Annotated in this window: 15 protein-coding genes, 1 tRNA gene and 1 pseudogene; 8 read left to right on the top strand and 9 right to left on the bottom strand. The window is 53.8% G+C overall.

The features are described from left to right. Positions 1–194 precede the first annotated feature (194 nt). Positions 195–995: a GntR family transcriptional regulator gene (locus FLZ89_RS13310; RefSeq protein ID WP_141264693.1), complete on the bottom strand. Its 801-nt coding sequence runs from the start codon at positions 993–995 to the stop codon at positions 195–197. Between the two features lie 214 nt (positions 996–1,209). On the opposite strand from FLZ89_RS13310, the gene FLZ89_RS13305 reads away from it, so the two are divergent. From FLZ89_RS13305 to FLZ89_RS13280, 6 genes and pseudogenes are all read left to right on the top strand, one after another. After that, positions 1,210–2,577, top strand: coding sequence for an acyclic terpene utilization AtuA family protein (locus FLZ89_RS13305; RefSeq protein ID WP_141264694.1), 1,368 nt, complete (start codon positions 1,210–1,212; stop codon positions 2,575–2,577). Positions 2,578–2,590: 13 nt separating this feature from the next. Continuing rightward, a complete protein-coding gene (locus FLZ89_RS13300) occupies positions 2,591–2,914 on the top strand; it encodes a DUF4387 domain-containing protein (RefSeq protein WP_071554468.1) in 324 nt (107 codons plus the stop codon). 169 nt (positions 2,915–3,083) lie between these two features. Beyond that, positions 3,084–4,526, top strand: a complete 1,443-nt coding sequence (locus FLZ89_RS13295) for a sodium:solute symporter family protein (RefSeq protein WP_141305151.1) — start codon at positions 3,084–3,086, stop codon at positions 4,524–4,526. A 112-nt stretch (positions 4,527–4,638) separates the two neighbouring features. Next, positions 4,639–4,947 (top strand): annotated as a pseudogene (locus FLZ89_RS13290) (LexA family protein); the annotation flags it as partial. A 128-nt stretch (positions 4,948–5,075) separates the two neighbouring features. Next, complete coding sequence (dinB, locus tag FLZ89_RS13285) at positions 5,076–6,275, top strand: DNA polymerase IV (protein ID WP_141305149.1); 1,200 nt, start codon at positions 5,076–5,078, stop codon at positions 6,273–6,275. Beyond that, positions 6,262–6,558, top strand: coding sequence for a hypothetical protein (locus tag FLZ89_RS13280; RefSeq protein WP_141305148.1), 297 nt, complete (start codon positions 6,262–6,264; stop codon positions 6,556–6,558). Before dinB ends, FLZ89_RS13280 begins: the two co-directional genes overlap by 14 nt. A 6-nt stretch (positions 6,559–6,564) precedes the next feature. Here the strand turns inward: FLZ89_RS13280 and FLZ89_RS13275 are convergent, their stop codons facing one another. The 4 genes from FLZ89_RS13275 to FLZ89_RS13260 all read right to left on the bottom strand — a co-directional run bounded on the left by FLZ89_RS13275 (position 6,565) and on the right by FLZ89_RS13260 (position 10,478). Beyond that, entirely contained in the window at positions 6,565–7,806 is a 1,242-nt protein-coding gene (locus tag FLZ89_RS13275; protein ID WP_141305147.1) for a M48 family metallopeptidase, read from the bottom strand. A 147-nt stretch (positions 7,807–7,953) separates the two neighbouring features. Next, positions 7,954–8,724 carry an arginase family protein gene (locus tag FLZ89_RS13270; protein ID WP_141305146.1) on the bottom strand — a complete coding sequence of 257 codons (771 nt, stop codon included), beginning with the start codon at positions 8,722–8,724 and terminating at the stop codon, positions 7,954–7,956. 45 nt (positions 8,725–8,769) lie between these two features. After that, the gene (locus FLZ89_RS13265; RefSeq protein WP_141264701.1) at positions 8,770–9,222 is read right to left on the bottom strand and encodes a QueT transporter family protein; all 453 of its coding nucleotides are present in this window, start codon (positions 9,220–9,222) and stop codon (positions 8,770–8,772) included. Between the two features lie 29 nt (positions 9,223–9,251). Next, positions 9,252–10,478 carry a 6-phosphofructokinase gene (locus tag FLZ89_RS13260; protein WP_141305145.1) on the bottom strand — a complete coding sequence of 409 codons (1,227 nt, stop codon included), beginning with the start codon at positions 10,476–10,478 and terminating at the stop codon, positions 9,252–9,254. A 139-nt stretch (positions 10,479–10,617) separates the two neighbouring features. Between FLZ89_RS13260 and FLZ89_RS15760 the strand changes: the two genes are divergently transcribed. Then, positions 10,618–10,755, top strand: coding sequence for a hypothetical protein (locus FLZ89_RS15760; RefSeq protein WP_172613622.1), 138 nt, complete (start codon positions 10,618–10,620; stop codon positions 10,753–10,755). 41 nt (positions 10,756–10,796) lie between these two features. On the opposite strand, the gene FLZ89_RS13255 is transcribed toward FLZ89_RS15760, so the two are convergent. Next, positions 10,797–12,176: a DUF512 domain-containing protein gene (locus tag FLZ89_RS13255; protein ID WP_141264703.1), complete on the bottom strand. Its 1,380-nt coding sequence runs from the start codon at positions 12,174–12,176 to the stop codon at positions 10,797–10,799. Positions 12,177–12,206: 30 nt separating this feature from the next. Next, positions 12,207–12,755: a chromate transporter gene (locus FLZ89_RS13250; protein ID WP_141264704.1), complete on the bottom strand. Its 549-nt coding sequence runs from the start codon at positions 12,753–12,755 to the stop codon at positions 12,207–12,209. Positions 12,756–13,152: 397 nt separating this feature from the next. Here FLZ89_RS13250 and FLZ89_RS13245 point away from each other — a divergent pair, with 397 nt between their 5' ends. Further along, complete coding sequence (locus tag FLZ89_RS13245) at positions 13,153–13,854, top strand: DNA methyltransferase (protein WP_141305144.1); 702 nt, start codon at positions 13,153–13,155, stop codon at positions 13,852–13,854. 168 nt (positions 13,855–14,022) lie between these two features. On the opposite strand, the gene FLZ89_RS13240 is transcribed toward FLZ89_RS13245, so the two are convergent. Both FLZ89_RS13240 and FLZ89_RS13235 read right to left on the bottom strand, forming a co-directional pair. After that, positions 14,023–14,110: transfer RNA gene (locus FLZ89_RS13240), tRNA-Leu, on the bottom strand. A 55-nt stretch (positions 14,111–14,165) separates the two neighbouring features. Beyond that, positions 14,166–16,112 (bottom strand): cell division protein FtsA, encoded by a 1,947-nt coding sequence (locus tag FLZ89_RS13235; protein ID WP_141305143.1) that lies wholly within the window; start codon positions 16,110–16,112, stop codon positions 14,166–14,168. Positions 16,113–16,127: the final 15 nt, after the last annotated feature.

The following is a 16,127-nucleotide window of genomic DNA, read 5'->3' as shown; positions in this document are numbered from 1 at the left end:
ATTTTCCTGCTGGTTTTAAAACTTTTATTTAATTTTTTTATAATCCCGAAACAGAGAAATACGTCATATACAAAGATAAAGCCCCCGGGGTGCTCGTAGCACTCCGGGGGCTTCTTTGCCAGAATCAGGCTTCGTTGCCCAATCTTTTATTTACAATGATATTATACCATTATCGCCCCAATTGTCAATACCAGTTATAACCTTTTTCCCGGGTTAACCGGCCGGGTTATATAAAAGCTATATTTGTCGCCCCGGTAGGCGGCCTGCTTGTATTCTACCGGGCGGCCTTCGGCCGTATAAACCAGGGAAGTTACCAGGAGCAGAGGTTCCCCCTGTTTAACGCCCAATATTCTGGCCTGTTCCCTACTGGCGGCAATGGCCTCAAAGGATTGGGTCAGCATGGCAGGCGCAGGTATTCCTGCTTTTTCATACAAATCAAAAGTAGAAAAAGCAACCCTTTGCTGGGAAAGTTCGCGGGCCAGATCGCATAATTTTTGCCCCAGCTCGCTGGCGAAGTAGGAACGGTAATATACCATGGGTTCATTGTTTCCTAGGCCCAGGAGTTCCATCCGCATCACATCGGTGGAAATGGGAATTGCCAACACAGTGGCGAGGTGGTAGTCGGCCGGTAAAAAGCTGGCGCCTAAATATTTAGTGGAAGGTTCCAGTCCTTTGCTACGCAGGGTTTCCTCAAAAGGGGTCACCCTTACCAGTTCCTGCTGGATGCGGGGTCGGGCGACAAAGGTGCCTTTACCGTGACTGCGATAAATAAGCCCTTCCCTGGTGAGTTCCGCCAGGGCCTGGCGCACCGTAATCCGGCTGACATTATACATGGCGCAGAGTTCCTTTTCCGAAGGCAGGCGATCATCCGCCTTGAGGATGCCGTTTTTAATTTGACCTGCCAGGACCTCTTTTAATTGTTGATAAAGTGGTTTGGATTTTTCCGGTGATATTTCCCATTCCCCGGGTTCTAATGGAAATATATTTTCCGGCATAGTTAGGTCCTCCAAGCTTGCAACATTGTTGTCATAACAAGACTAGCACAATCCGGCGTTAAGATCAATATCAACGATGATTTATGAACGGCCCTTTAAACCTATCCCTCTAAAATTTAATTTTTTATTTTAACCAGAAGGAAAAAACGACATCCGTGTAGAATAGAGAAATTAATTCGTTATAACACGTAATAACATCCTGGAGGGAAGAGTTATGGAAAGGAAACCGCTGCGTTTTCTCTGCCCCAACGGTCACCTGGGATTTGCCCCCATCAAGACGGATAGTTTTTACCGGGGAGTTGCAACGAAGCCCGATTTCATCCTAGCTGACTCTGGTAGCGATGACATCGGCCCCGGGCCCCTGGGCGCTGATACATCCACCAGCCCGCTAGAATGGCAAAAACACGACCTGGAGCACATGTTGCTCGCCGCCCGCAAGCTGGGTGTACCGATGATCATCGGTTCCGCCGGCGACACTGGTGCCAACAGCCGTGTCGACCTCTACGTCAACATTATTAAGGAACTGGCCGAGAAACATAACCTTTCCAAATTTAAAATCGGTTACTTCTACTCCGAAGTAAGCAAGGACTACCTGGCCCGCAAAATGGAAAAGGGCGAAGCCATCAAGGGCCTGGACGGCCGCCCCGACCTGACCAGGGAAGAGCTGGAAAAGACTGATCGCATCGTCGCTGTGGCTGGCGTCCACCCCTACATTAAACTCCTGGATATGGGTGCCGACGTCATCATCGGCGGCCGCTCCAGCGACTGTGTTATTTTTGCCGCCCCGGCCATCCGCGCCGGTTTCCCGGAGGACCTGGCCTACTACTTGGGTAAAGTCCTGGAGTGTGCCTCTTTCTGTGCTGAACCCTACGGTGGTAAGGAGACGGTCATCGGCACCATTACCGAAACGGAAGTCCTGGTCACGGCCATGCACCCGGACCAGCGCTGCACCGTGGCCTCGGTGGCCGGTCACGCCATGTATGAAAGATCCAATCCCTATTACGAGTACGTCCTGGGTGGTATGCTGGATATGAGCAACTGCCGCTATGAGCAGTATGACGAGAAGACCTGCCGCATTACCGGGCCTAAGTTTATTCCTTCAAAAGAATGGCGGGTGAAACTGGAGGGTTCCGGTAAGGTGGGCGAGCGCTATATCGGCATTGCCGGGATCCGCGACCCCTATACCATCCAGAACATCGACAAGGTCATTGAGTGGGCGAAGGCCCAGGCCCGGGAGCGTTTCGGCGATACGGATTATGAACTTCATTACCATGTTTTTGGCAGGAACGGAGTCATGGGTGACCTGGAACCGGTGAAAGAGATTCGCTCCCATGAACTCTGCGTCGTCGTCGAGGGTGTCGCCCCTACAAAAGCCATGGCTGAGGAAGTCGCCATGATCGGCACCCGACAGATGTTTTATGCCCGCCTGCCGGAGGTTAAAGGCACTGCCGGCGGCGTCGCCTTTGTCGTCGACGAAGTGCTGCCGGCGTCACCCGCCTATATATGGACCATAAACCACACCGTCGCCCTGGATGACCCGTTAGAATTGTTCCCCACCTACCTGACGGAAGCAGGAAAGTAAGGAGGTAATATCAATGGCTACCGTAAAACTGATCAACCTGGCCAAAACCATCCGCAGCAAAAATGCCGGTACCGATAAAATTACCTTTGATATCATTTTCCGGGAAAAGGAAAGCTACGAGCTGGTCAAAAAAAGCGGGGTCCTGACCCCGGAAACCATCTGCAAACTTTATGCTATCAGCCCGGAAAGAATCGCTGATTTCGTTGAATTTGACCCGGCTTATGCCATCAAGTTCACCATCTACCGGCAGCGGCCCAGTGGTAGTCCGGGAGATTCCGATGTATTTGGCTGCCAGCAGTATGCACCCCTTCTTGATATCGAAGTGCCGGTGGATTAACTCATCGCTATTCTTGACCCGGGAGGCATATATATGCCTCCCGGCACTCATAAATCTGGGGAACGTCCTGTTAATTAGAGGAACGGAAGCGGAGTAATTTCGTAATTGTCATAATTGAGTCCCTATCTCGGGCCTTGTTTATACACTATTACAGGAGGGCAACAACCCTATGTCCTTGCAATTACTAATTATCCTAGCCTATTTTGCCCTGACCATCGCTATCGGCCTCTATGCCCGGAAAAAGACCAGCAGCGCCAGATCCTTCCACGGGGCCGGCCTGGGTGTCCTGATGGTGGTCGTCGTCGGGGTCGGTGAGTGGCTTGGCGGCACTTCGACTACCGGTATCTCGGAATACGGTTTTATTGCCGGCCTTTCCGGGGCCTGGTATACCATAGCTAACGGTATCGGCGTCATTGTCCTGGCTTTATTCTTTGCTAAATTATACCGTAGCCTGGATACTGTAACCATACCGGGAATTGTGGAAAAATTTCTCGGTGTAAACGCCCGCGTCGTTACCAGCGTTTTACTTATCTTCGTCATGATCGCCGTCGGTACTGCTCAGGTCATCGCCGCCGGCACCATGGGCGTCTCGGTCCTGGGCATCAGTTACGAGACAGCTGTTGTCATCCTGGGAATCGGTTTTATCGCCTACACCCTGGCTGGGGGGATGACGGCCATCGGTTATACCAATCTAGTACACCTGATCGCCATGTACGGTGGCGCCGTCCTGGCCGTGATCTTTGTCTTGGCCGACATCGGTGGATTGGCCTCCCTCAAAAGTCACCTGCCCGCCCAGCCTTACTTTAGCTGGACCGGCATAGGCTGGTCTCATATCTCTTCCTGGATTATCGCATCCGTCCTCGGCGCCTGCACCGCCCAGGCCGGCATCCAGCCCATCCTGGCGGCAAAGGACGTCCGGGTAGCGCAAAAAGGGGCCTTTATTACCGCTTTTGTCGTCGCCCCCTTCGGTATTCTCACCGCCCTACTGGGCATGGCCGCTAAAGTACGTTTCCCGGAGCTTGCCAATGCCAAGCTGGCTTTACCCACCCTAATGATGCACTTGAACCCGGCAGTCGGCGGCATTGTTCTGGCCTCTATAATGGCGGCTATCCTCTCGACTGTAGCGCCGATTATCCTGGCTGCCGGGACGATGTTTGCGAAAGACCTCTACCAGCGCCTCTGGTACCCGGAGGCCGATGAAAAGCAGTTATTACTGGTTTCCCGGATAAGCACCGGTGCTGCCGGGATCGCCTGCCTGCTCCTGGCCCTCTTAATGTACGGCAGTACTCGCATCCTGGATATGGTTTATTTCGCCTATACCATCCGGGGTTCCCTCTTTGTCATCCTCCTGTTTGCCATCTACTGGCGCAAAACCTCGCCCCAAGGAGCCGTCTATGCGATGGTTATCACCGCCATGGCGGGATTCTTCTGGGTCTTTTATAAGGCCAAATATGGCCATTTCCCCGTCCATCCCGCCTTTACGGAAACCTATGCCGCCGTGGTAATGGCCGTGATCAGCACTGTTGTTTTGAGCCTTATCACCGGGAAAATTGAGGGGCAACATAACGCCGGTGTCGCAACTTTTAATACTGCTTCAGGAGAAGACCGCTAAAGTGACCTGCGGGTGCAGGCCCCGGTAGTTACCACCGGGGCCCTTTACCAGGCTTTATGTTTTCCAACTTTAGCCCGAACGAGTCTCAGTATGATCCTCTATTGCGTCCCGAGCCACTGGTTTGCGCTCCACTTCTACCGTCCACGGCCATTTAAGCCGCCTAGAGAAAAAGGGCTACATCCGCCGGGACCCAACTCGCTCCCGGGCCATCGAAATCGTTGAACCAGGCCCAACCACAACTGTCGCCGAAAACGGTGATATCGTCGTTGCTCTGCTGGGCGAGAAAGCCACCGTCAAATATTTCTACCACTACGAAGACCATGTTGAACTGGTGCCGGCCAACAGCCAAATTCAGCCCATAAAAGCCCGCGAAGTGACCATCCTGGGGAAAGTGATCGGCCTTTTAAGGCGCTTCGCTTAACGGGCAGAGTCCTATATGTATCCCCTGCCAGCAGAAATTTCCATCGCACATCTGTTCTTTTCCCCTTGCTTTCTCCCCGACGCCGGAGTTATAATATACCCAAACGTTTGTTCCGGCGGTGAGCTTAAGTGTCTTCCTCCTGCACCATCCTCCTCTGTGACGCCAACAGCTTCTTCGCCTCCGTTCACCAGGCCCTTGACCCAAGTTTACACGGGCGGCCGGTCATCGTCGCCGGCCGGGAAAGCACTCGCCACGGCATCGTCCTGGCGGCCAGCTATGAAGCCAAAAGGGGTTACGGTATTAAAACCGGGATGACCGTCCGGGAGGCAAAGAGTCTTTGCCCGGATGGCATTTTCATCCCTCCCCACCATGACCTGTACATCGAATTTTCCACCCGTATTTTGCGCATCATGCGGGACTTTACTCCCCTGGTCGAACCTTTTTCCATTGACGAAGCCTGGCTGGATGTGCGGGGCTGCTGGGAACTTTACGGCTCACCTTTAACCATCGCCCGGCGGCTGAAGGAAAGGATTAAAAACGAGGTGGGCATCACCACCAGCGTCGGCCTGGGGCCTACAAAGCTATTGGCCAAGATGGCGGCCGAGATGCAGAAGCCCGACGGCCTGACGGTCCTCGATTATCCGGACGTTCCTAAAAAGATGTGGCCCCTGCCGGTGAAGGAGCTTTTCGGCGTAGGTCCCCGGATGGAGGAGCATCTGGCCAAGCTCGGCATCTATACCATCGGCGACCTGGCCCGTTTTCCCGTCGAGGTACTGGTCAGGCGCTTCGGTGTCGTGGGGCAGGTTTTACACCAGTGCGCTCACGGCATCGACTACAGCCCGGTGGACCCCCACTCCCTGGATAGAGTCAAATCCGTCGGCCACCAGATCACCCTCCCCCGGGATTACTACAGCCACGAAGATATTGAGGTGGTTTTACTGGAGCTTTCCGAGCTGGTGGCCCGGCGGGCGCGCCTGGGAAATTACCTGGGCCGCACGGTGAGCATCAGCCTTAAAGACGCCGAGTTTAACTGGGTAGGGCGGTCTTACACTCTGCCCTATTATACCGATACGGCTGCCGATATTTACGCCGCGGCCCGGCAGCTCCTCCACCGCCACTGGCCGCCCGGCAGGCCGGTGCGGCTGGTGGGAGTGAACCTGGCCGGGCTGGTACCGTCAGCGGCACGCCAGGAAGACCTTTTTGGCCGGGTGGAAAAACAGGCCCGCCTGGACCGGGCCTGCGATCGGTTGAAGAACCGCTACGGGGAAAGGGTCATCTACCGGGCGGCATCCCTAACTCAGGCAGGTGTCCTCTATGCGCGGGGCTAATGCTTTGTATGAAGGCCACCGGTTGATGCTGCCGGGGCTCAAAGATCGGGCCACGGCTACCTGCCGGGGCTGTCGCTACTATGCCCTGATCCTGGGCCGGGAGGAAAATAAGCCGGCCTGCCTGGCCACCCTGGATCTTTATCTTTCCGGGGAACGCCGGGTGCCGGGGGAACTCCAGGCCCGGGACTTTATCTGGCTGGCCGGCAAAGAAGCCCTGGTCAAGGCTGTGGCGAAGGTCCGGCCGGAAATGCAGGCCTGCGGCTTTTACTGCCCGCGGGAGTAACATGGATTATCGTGTTGCCCTCCACCTTTCTGCATTCTGGATTCTTTCCAGAGGTGAGGGGTGAGATGCGGTGAGCCATGCGATAAAGGGCGGCGGGGCTATGTCGCCCAGGTTCTTCCGGGCCAGGTCCACCTGCAACCTGATCATGGCCCCGGGATTACCGGTAAGCTCCAGGGCCACCCGGTCGGCTTCGGTTTCATAACGGCGGGAGATGGCGTTCGGCACCGGTTGGCCCAAAAAGGACATCAGCTGGAGGAAAAGGAGCATGGCAACCAGGAGGTGGGGAGGGTATGGCCCCGGCCGGGCTATTTCGTAGGTAAAGGTTAGTTTCAGGACAGCATATAACAATCCCAGAAGCAAGAAATTAGCCAGGATACCCCACAGCAATCCCCGGAGAATATGGCCGCGCTGCCAGTGGGCCATTTCGTGGGCGATTACGGCTTCTACTTCATCAAGGGGATAATCGGCCAGCAAGGTATCATAAAGAACAATGCGTTTGGTAGTTCCCAGGCCGGTGAAATAGGCATTGGCCTTGGTGGTCCGGCTGCTGGCATCCATTACTAACACTTCCTTAACTTTCAACCCAGCGCGGCCGGCCAGTTGTGTCACCATAGTTTTAACCGGACCTTCTGGGATGGGCTGGAAACGGTTAAAAAGCGGGGCGACCAGAAGCGGCCAGAGGAAGGCTGAGATAAAGAGCCAGCCGGACAGGAAGAGGCCGGCGGCGGCCCACCAGGTATGGGGCCAGCGCCCGGTAGCCCAGAAAAGGAGGAGCACCCCGGTTCCGGAAAGGATTAGATCGAGGACGCCACCCTTGAGGTAATCCAGCCACCAGGAAGTCAGGGTTTGGGTAGAGAACCCCCACTGGTGCTGGACGATAAAGCTGCTGTAAAAATTAAAGGGTAAAGCGACTGCCTTCACCAGTAACCAGATAAGGACGAAATAGATTACCAGGGCCGGATAATAGCGCCCGCCGGTGATGCGTAAAGCTCCATCCGACCAGGCGGCTGCCCGGGTACTGGCGACCAGCCAAACCAGGAAGGTTATCTGGGCCAGGAAGGCCAGGATACTTACCAGGCGCATGGTCTGCTGGTAATGCCGCGCCCTTTCCACCTCGGCCGGGGTGAAATACTGCCAGGCGGCAGCCGGCACTTTACCCGGAAAAAGGGTGAAAAAGATAAAGGCGAGGCTTAAAACGCCTGCCAGTATTAAAAGGATGGTCCAAACTATGCCGGCTTTAGCCGTCATTAAATTGCCCCCCTCTACCACCTGCCCTCGATGCTATTTTATTCGTCGCGGGCGGCTCTATTCTCCCGCTTAAATTTTTAGTAAAGGGAGCCGGATTACCTCTGGCCCCTGAGGCTACAGGGTTGCATATCAACAGTGGCCGGCCTTTCAAGACGCCTTTTTATAGCTGTGGGCTGACAACAGGGTCTGCAGGATCATAATATTGGCGCGGGCGTTTTTGCGGATGGCTTCCTGGCCGGCAGGACGCAAATAGTCTAGGGGGTGCAGGCAGGGTTCGCCACAGACGTCGGCCCCGGCCACATTTTTCTGCCGTGTAATTTCCCGCAGGGCAGGTAAAAGCTCCCCAAGGGTCATTGACCCCTGTTCCCAGTTGGTGATTGCCTCCTGCGGGCTTAACACATCTTTATCGATGCTGATATAAACAGTCCCGGCGGTTTTCTTTAATGCCTGACGGATCATGGATAACCGGGCGCCGGGGAGGTAAACCAACTTGGCCAGGTAATGGGGAGCAATGCCCTGCAGGCTTACCGGCCGGGGGCCGATAATAACGGCTTTTTGCAAAGTTGGCAGTTCCAGAGCCCTGGCGAGCCAGGAACCGCAGGAAATAGCCACCCCCTGGGGGGCCTGGTACAGGTCGATATGGTAATCAAAAAGGATTAACGTAAAGGGGCAGGCTATGGACGCCGCGAGAAGATAAGATACATAGTGGAAATCCCCGCTACCGATAAAGGTAATGCCCCTCTTTCCCTTCCCCAGCCTGGCGGCGATCTGGTCTAGGGCCTCCTGGCCGCAATACAGCCTGGTACCCTTGATGTCCCGCATATCGATTAATTCATAGGGAAAACGCCGCAATTCTTCCTGTCGGGTTAAAGTATCATCGAAATTCAGCAAGGTAATAACCTTAGATCCTGTAAACATAAAAAGGTTATCACCTCGGCTTTTTATTGTACTTGGGGCCTAAAGTTATTGTGGATTTAATTTCCGCAGCTGCTTTACCAGGGGAATGCCGAGAAGCAGGACGGCGATGGCTTCCCCTAAGGCGACGGTAGTTACGGCAAGGTAAATATTAACATGTAGCAAATATGACAGGTAAGCCCCAACTATGAGGCCATTCAAGATGATGGGCGGTAGGTAAGCGAGGCGGCTCTGCCGCCAGATATAGGTCAACCAGGCAGCTGCCAGGGTGGTCAGGCTGCCCAGGACGATGTCTATGGGGCCAAGGCCGCCGTAAATATTGCTTATCAGGCAACCGAGAAAGAGCCCCGGGATTGCTTCGGGGTAAAGGATCGGTAAAAGGGTTAAAGCTTCGGCTACCCGTACCTGAAGATAACCGAAACTAATGGGCTTGAGTATAATCGTTACTACCGCGTAGAGAGCAGCAATAATGGCTCCGCGGGCGATCCTCCTGGCAGTCACTTTTGTATCCTCCTCAACTTAGTATTTTTTTACTTGCTAAAGACTGGATATTGGGCCAGGTTTACATAAGCAGGCAGTCCGTTATGGTAAGGTATATTAACTTCACCCTGAATCAAAGGCCGGGCGTAGTTGATAAAGTCCATAGTGACGTCGTTTCCTGCCTCATTTATCCAGGCCCTCGGCACCTTTTTCTCCCGGTTGGCCACCTCATCCAGTTTTACCAGTTCATACGTACACCGGTACTCTTCCCCTTTCAGGCGCTTGATGGCCACCATATGGCCGCTGGCTCCCCGCAGAGCCTCCTCAACAGCTACGCGGCCTACGTTATAGGCTTCTTCGGCATCGGTCCGGGAGGCCAGGTGCATGGCACTGCGCTGGCTGGTGGCCGGGAGGATGACGCGGCCTTTGATTTTCAGTTCAGCTTCAATTTTATTAAGAAGGAACTGACCCACTCCTCCCAGGCGCTGGTGGCCGAAAACATCTACAGTAGCGGTGTCATTAAATATATAGTTCCCATTTTTGTCAACCAGGCCTTCGGAAACAACTACCAGGACCGTGCCGTATTGGCGGTAGGCTTTTTCCACATCGGTCATAAAAGTCTCAAGGTCAAAGGCTACCTCCGGCAGGTAGATTAAATGGGGAGCTTCTCCTGGTGCACGCCGGGCCAGGGCCGTAGCTGCCGCCAGCCAGCCGGTATTGCGGCCCATGGCTTCTACAATAGCTACTTTGGTAGAGGTGACGATGCTTTTAATGTCGATCCCCATCTCCAGGACAATGGTAGCCAGGTATTTGGCGGCGCTACCATAACCTGGACAGTGATCCGTGAGGGGCAAGTCGTTGTCGATGGTTTTGGGGATGCCAATTACCCGGAGTTCATACCCTTCTTCCTGCGCCAGCTGGTTGACTTTATGGGCTGTATCCATAGAGTCATTGCCGCCGATGTAGAAAAAGTACCGGATATTAAATTTACGGAAGACAGCCAGGAGCTTATTATAGTCTTTCTTCTTCTTTAACTGATACCGGCAGGAGCCCAGGGCTGCTCCAGGGGTGAAACGCAGGCCTTGAATGGTAGACGCATCTTCCCGGCGTAAATCAATAAAATTCTCTGCTAAAATACCCATGATGCCGTTACGGGCACCATAAATTTCGCCGATGGCTTCACTGCGATAAGCTGCTTCGATGGCTCCGGCCAGGCTGTTATTGATCACAGCCGTAGGGCCACCCGACTGAGCTATGACACAGTTCCCTTTAAACAAAGGGATTTTCCTCCTCTCCCGAATAAGGGTTACTTTTTATATTATAATCCTGGCCTTCTATCCTGGCTATAGGGAGTGACATCTTGAGGTCCTGCGGAATAAGCTAAATTAGACTACAAGGTATTTGGAGGTGTAACCAATGGCTGAAGAAGGCGGCAGCTTATTTGGACCGAAGAAAAGCGCACAGGATGGTAGCCTGGGATTTAATTTCCCCGGTGGAAGTTTTGCCTTTATCCTGTTCCTGATCTTGATCCTTCTCTTCTTTGGAGATAATTAGGGTTTAAAGGTAACCCCGCTGTCCGCGGGGCTTTTTTATAACTAATTGCCTACCAGCTCTACCGGCACACCGGTAGCAGCCACCAGGTCAAGGTAATGTTGACCCGTCAAATCGAAGCCCCGGTAGTCAAAAGCGATGGCAGGCAAGATAATAAGATCAACGGGGTTGTCATTCTTATTAGACCACTCCTGCCAGGCTATCTTAAAATCCCCTAAGGTTAATAAGCCGGCACAGGCGATAGTGCCGCCAAAAAATTGGCTAGGAGTAGTTATTACCTCCAGCTCCCAGGGTAGCCAGGCCACAGCTTCCTTTATTACGTTACCGGCCAGTTCAGAGGTCATAACAAGCACCCGCCGGGCATGGTGACGATGGCAGGCTTGCTCAACTTCCTTAAGAATAGCAGGGTCAAAATCCCAGCTAAAGGTAAGGCCGCTCCCGTCCTCTGTCACCAGCAAGTTAAGGGAACACCTTTGTTTATTACACCCGGTAGAGGAGGTATATGGACCGGAACCGGTATTTTCTTGCCGTTGGACCACTAAGTGCCGTTTTCCGGGTTTGGCAATGAGGCGATAGGCTTCTACCCGGGAACGCGGTTTTCGCCCGTCAACTGCCAGGATAATATCGCCCCTTTTGAGGCCGGCCCGGTCAGCCGGGGTACCAGGGATAACCCCCTCTACTACCGGCATTAGATTATCTAAGCATGGTGGTTCTAACAGCAAAGGGACGTCCGTTTGCTTACGGAGAACCTCCAATTCTGCTTCTATTTGTTGCCGTAAATTTTCTGGGAAACGCAACTCCGGTGGCGCCAGCCGGGTGTAGCCGGGCAAAAAGATGCGAATGGTCCTGGCACCGGAACGAGCCAGGTAAAGGATTGTCTCCCGGACATCCGGCCAGCCGGTAATCCAGGGAAGGGCCACCAGGCTACCGTGGTAGGTAATGCCGGCTTGCTTTAAGGTTAAAGGAGCCTCTAGGGCCGCAGTTGGTTTTTTGTCACCCATGAGCTTGAGCCGGCCTGCCGGGCTGGCGCTATTGAGAGAAAGGTTTATTTCCAGGGGCCCCAGATCAACCAGGATCCTGACCAGTTCTCGGGTTAAAAAAGTTCCATTCGTAGTAATTTCTACGACAGTTGCAGGAAAACGCCGCCGCACTCTGGCCAGGATCGCAAGGAAATCGGGATGGGTCATGGGTTCCCCTTCGATAAGGCGGGTGGCCGATTCGCCAATCACTATTTTGCGGCTACCGTCCAGAAAGTCCAGGAGGGTGTCAACCTGCTCCGGTTTTAGAGGAGGCAGGTACCGCGTTTCCACCCCCGGAGGATTCTGGCGGTGGCTGCAGAAGAGGCAGCGTAAATTGCAACTGGAAGTCAGCGGCAGGATATTATACCGCGCGGCCGTCATAACGGCCAGCTGAAAGCTATCCATGGATGACCGGTGCAGTTATAAATCTCTCCTTCATCGCAGGAAAATTCCGCCGAGAATCAAGGAAGCAACTACCCCTAAAAGGGGGCTCAAATTTAGATAATGGACCAGGAAAAAATAAGCGGCTGCAATGCCAAAGGGGAGCCAGTTAAAGGGGCCCGTGCTTTTTGCCACAAAGGCATATTTGGCAAAGTCCCAAGCCAGCATGGCCAGCATTACGAAAACTACAGGTCGGATACCGGCAACCATGCCTTTGATGAAGGGGCTATCCTTGAATTTCTCCAGAAAGGCGAAGAAACCAATCAAGATTATAAATACAGGGATGGTTACGGCGATCAGAGCAACAGCAGCACCCATCCAGCCGGCTACTTTGTAACCAATGTACATGGTTAGCTTTGTGGCAATGGGTCCCGGAAGAGCGTTGCTGAAAGCCAGCGCCTTGCCGAACTCTTCCTGGGTTACCCAGTGGTATACGTCAACCGCCTCGTGTTCATAAAGGGGTACAATGGCCGGTCCGCCACCATAGCCTAGCAAGGTCGCCCGGCCAAAGCCTATAAAAAGGTCCAGCAACGTCTTTAGCATTTAGGTTCTCCTTCATCCTTTCATTGATTAAAGTGTCGATCTAGATCGAAATCGAATCGATCTAGATGTCCAAATTATACTATATCTCGACATTTGTGCACAGAGGTATTGTTGCTTCATAACCGTTTTGACAAAGAAGGCCGGTTGGTAGCAGACTCATTGCTATCAACCGGCCTTCGTTCATATGCCCACTAAACTTTCTTCCCCGGGTATTCGCAGCGCCCGTAAAATTTGCTACCATAAATAGTGTGCGACGGTGCAAGAATGCCGTGCCAATCCCGGCTTTAGCGGTGGAGAGGTTCAGTGAACGAGCCTTACGTTAGCCGGCGATTTGGCTTGAAGAAGACCGATACTGCCTTGCGGTCTTTGTCCCAACTACGGGAGGGAGCAAATACAGATGGTAGTCTTCTCGAATGTAAGGCTTGTTGAAGGTGCCTGCAACTGCTTGGCAGACAGCAGGTTTAAATACAACTATCGTAATAAGTGCGACGGTAGGGACCTCCTGGGAGCCATCTATGATAATTCCGTTCCCTGCGTTTTTTTTGACCCCCAGTATCGGGGTGTTTTGGACAAGCTTGCGTACGGCAACGAAGGTGTCAGCAGAGGGATGCAAAGATCCATGCTTCCGCAGATGAAGGAAGATATAATAAAAGAGTTCATTGCCGAAATAAGTCGCATTCTCATCCCCAGCGGCCATTTATTCCTGTGGGTGGACAAATTTCACCTCTGCGAGGGTGTATCCAGCTGGTTACCAGCAAACCTCAAAATTGTTGATATGGTCGTCTGGAACAAGCAGAAAATGGGTATGGGATATCGAACGCGCAGGCAGTGCGAATACCTGCTTGTCGTGCAGAAGCGACCGCTTCGCGCCAAGGGCGTATGGGCCGTACATGATATCCCCGATGTCTGGGAGGAGAAAGTGAGTGGAGACCACCCCCACTCCAAACCAGTTCTTCTGCAAGCACGTCTCATCGAAGCAGTAACAAATCAGGGCGATGTGGTAGTCGATCCGGCGGCAGGCAGTTATTCTATCCTGACGGCTTGCCAAAAAACGGGGCGGACTTTCCTGGGAGGCGATCTGGTTTATGGCGCTGATTAGAAACGCAAAGGGACGTGACGATGGAGAATATACCAACCTTCCTGTTACGGCCAGGTCGAAAGGTCCGAATCTAAGGTTGAGCGGGTCGATGCAGCGTTATTAAATTCCCCTAATGAACACAGCAGGCTGGTATCTATTACCAGCCTGCTGTGTCTTGATTTTGCTTATTGGTGCGGCAGAAGGGATTTGAACCCCCACCCTGTAGACCAGGACTAGAACCTGAATCTAGCGCGTCTGCCAATTCCGCCACTGCCGCTCGCAGTCGCTCCCTCAAGGAGCAAGTCTAATTATAGCAGCCTGCCAGCTACCTGTCAAGGGTCCCAACGTAAAGTAACCTGGTCTCCTGCGGCCAGAGGAGTAGTAAATTCGGCTGGATGGCCGTTAACCTCCATCACGAGCTTTTTCCGGCCCGGTGGCGGTGTTAAGGGGAAATCCAGGTAGTTAAAAATATCGGTAAATAACACTTCGGTTGCCTGGACTTTGAGGGTGACCGGGCGGCCATTTAAGATGATAGTTATAACCTTGCCGGCAGCTTCAACTTCTGTTACTAAGTTGTCGCCATCTTTGATTGGAGCTTCAGGCCGGACGGGCTGACCGTTTAAAAGAATGGTGTCTTTCAGGGGTTCCCCCAACCTGACCAGTACCTGAGCTACCGTATCTAAAGGTTCATAGGTAATGCGGGCTTGATCCTCTATCGGGGTATCGTAATCCACCTGGTTACCGTTCATTGTAATCAGAGGTTCCAGGGTAACCTGGCGCCCGTTAAAGGTAATGGTTATGGGAGCGAGTTCCGGTACCAGGTCGCCTACGGTTCCGCAGGCGTCAGCACCATCACGGCCCGGGATCACCTCGATTTCATCTCCGGGCCTTACGGTAGCATCCAGGGTGGCAGGAGAATTATTTACCAGGATAGTTCCCGGCTGCCCGGGTTGACCCCGGAGAAAGGTTAGACGCCCGTTGACCTCCACCCCCAGGCCTTTGCCAGGCCGGCCATAAAGGGTTCGTGCCGGGATGCCGGCCGCGAGCAGGGCCTGGGTGACAGTCACCTGCTGCCCGGCCAGGAAATGCACCGGCCGGCCGTTGACAATTACCCGGGCCAAGCCCAGGCTTTCCTGCTTTAAGGCTGTAATGGCAATCCCTATCGGAGTAATTGCCTGGGGCCCCTGCAAATTTTTCGCCCCGCTAATGTCATTTAAAACTTCCCGGCCGCGCACGGCCACCCTGTCCGGCGGTATTTCCAGCTGGCCGGCCAGGGCCTCAGGGAGTCCCGGGGTAAGGCTACCGCCCCCTACCAGCAGGACGGCCTGGGGAGCGCGGCCGTTGAGCAGGATAATCTGGTTGGCAATCTGCCGGGCCAGCTCAGCTACCGCAGGTTTAATTACCTCTGTAATAGCAGTTGCCGGCAGGGTGCGTTTTTGCCCGACAATATCGGTAAACGTTATACTGGCATTTTTTAATAACTGGCGCTTGACTGCTTCAGCTGTATGAAAGTCCAAAAGGAGGGCCTCTGCCAGGGCTTCGGTGATTTCATCCCCGGCTGAGGGTACCATAGCATAACCTGTAATGGTACCCTGGCCGGTAATGGCTATGTCGGAAGTGCCGGCGCCGATATCTACCAGGACCAGGTTTAATCCCCGCATGGCTGCCGGTACGGCTACGGCGCTGGCAGCAATGGGTTCCAGGGTAAGGGAAGCCATGGTGAGGCCAGCCCTTTGCAGGGACGCTACCAGGGAATCCACCACTACCCTGGGCAAAAAAGTGGCTATAACTTCTGTGCCCATGTGCCGGCCACGCTGGCCAACCAGGTTGCCGATGGGATGGCCGTCGAGGGTGTAGCCTACCACACTGTAACCAACACAGTGGTAAGCCGCCTGGTTTTCGCCTGCCGTCAGGAGCCGTTTTTCAGCTTCCTGGACGGCTGCGGCCTCCAGGGCCAGCACATCCTGGCTGCTGATTTCCATAGCCGGCGATATTTCTTCCCCGGCGGTGGCCCGCTGGGTTTTTAAAGCCCGGCCGGCAGCGGCTACCGCTGCTTCTTTTAAAGGCATATGTAACTTTTTTTCCAGTTGTTCTTTAACCGCCTGGATGGCCAGGGCTACCTGGGGAATATCATGGATCTGGCCGTCCAGCATGGCGCGCTGCTGGTGTTCAACTATTGCTGCCGCCCGGATGTGGTAACCCTTTTTCCCGGGAACCAGCACCAGGCCGGCGACTTTACGGGTCCCCACGTCCAGGGCAAAAACCGGACTTTCAGCCATGGCAGCACCTCCTCC

It is taken from the genome of Moorella sp. E306M (genome assembly GCF_006538385.1).
Lineage (GTDB): Bacteria > Bacillota > DSM-521 > Neomoorellales > Neomoorellaceae > Neomoorella.
Note: the sequence above shows the minus strand (reverse complement) of the source record. Positions and strands in the feature narration are given on the sequence as shown.

Bases quoted from the DNA above. Each gene is read 5' to 3' on its own strand.
- FLZ89_RS13310 (WP_141264693.1), bottom strand. From the start codon at position 995: ATGCCGGAAAATATATTTCCATTAGAACCCGGGGAATGGGAAATATCA.
- FLZ89_RS13305 (WP_141264694.1), top strand. From the start codon at position 1,210: ATGGAAAGGAAACCGCTGCGTTTTCTCTGCCCCAACGGTCACCTGGGA.
- FLZ89_RS13300 (WP_071554468.1), top strand. From the start codon at position 2,591: ATGGCTACCGTAAAACTGATCAACCTGGCCAAAACCATCCGCAGCAAA.
- FLZ89_RS13295 (WP_141305151.1), top strand. From the start codon at position 3,084: ATGTCCTTGCAATTACTAATTATCCTAGCCTATTTTGCCCTGACCATC.
- FLZ89_RS13280 (WP_141305148.1), top strand. From the start codon at position 6,262: ATGCGCGGGGCTAATGCTTTGTATGAAGGCCACCGGTTGATGCTGCCG.
- FLZ89_RS13275 (WP_141305147.1), bottom strand. From the start codon at position 7,806: ATGACGGCTAAAGCCGGCATAGTTTGGACCATCCTTTTAATACTGGCA.
- FLZ89_RS13270 (WP_141305146.1), bottom strand. From the start codon at position 8,724: ATGTTTACAGGATCTAAGGTTATTACCTTGCTGAATTTCGATGATACT.
- FLZ89_RS15760 (WP_172613622.1), top strand. From the start codon at position 10,618: ATGGCTGAAGAAGGCGGCAGCTTATTTGGACCGAAGAAAAGCGCACAG.
- FLZ89_RS13255 (WP_141264703.1), bottom strand. From the start codon at position 12,176: ATGGATAGCTTTCAGCTGGCCGTTATGACGGCCGCGCGGTATAATATC.
- FLZ89_RS13250 (WP_141264704.1), bottom strand. From the start codon at position 12,755: ATGCTAAAGACGTTGCTGGACCTTTTTATAGGCTTTGGCCGGGCGACC.
- FLZ89_RS13245 (WP_141305144.1), top strand. From the start codon at position 13,153: ATGGTAGTCTTCTCGAATGTAAGGCTTGTTGAAGGTGCCTGCAACTGC.
- FLZ89_RS13235 (WP_141305143.1), bottom strand. From the start codon at position 16,112: ATGGCTGAAAGTCCGGTTTTTGCCCTGGACGTGGGGACCCGTAAAGTC.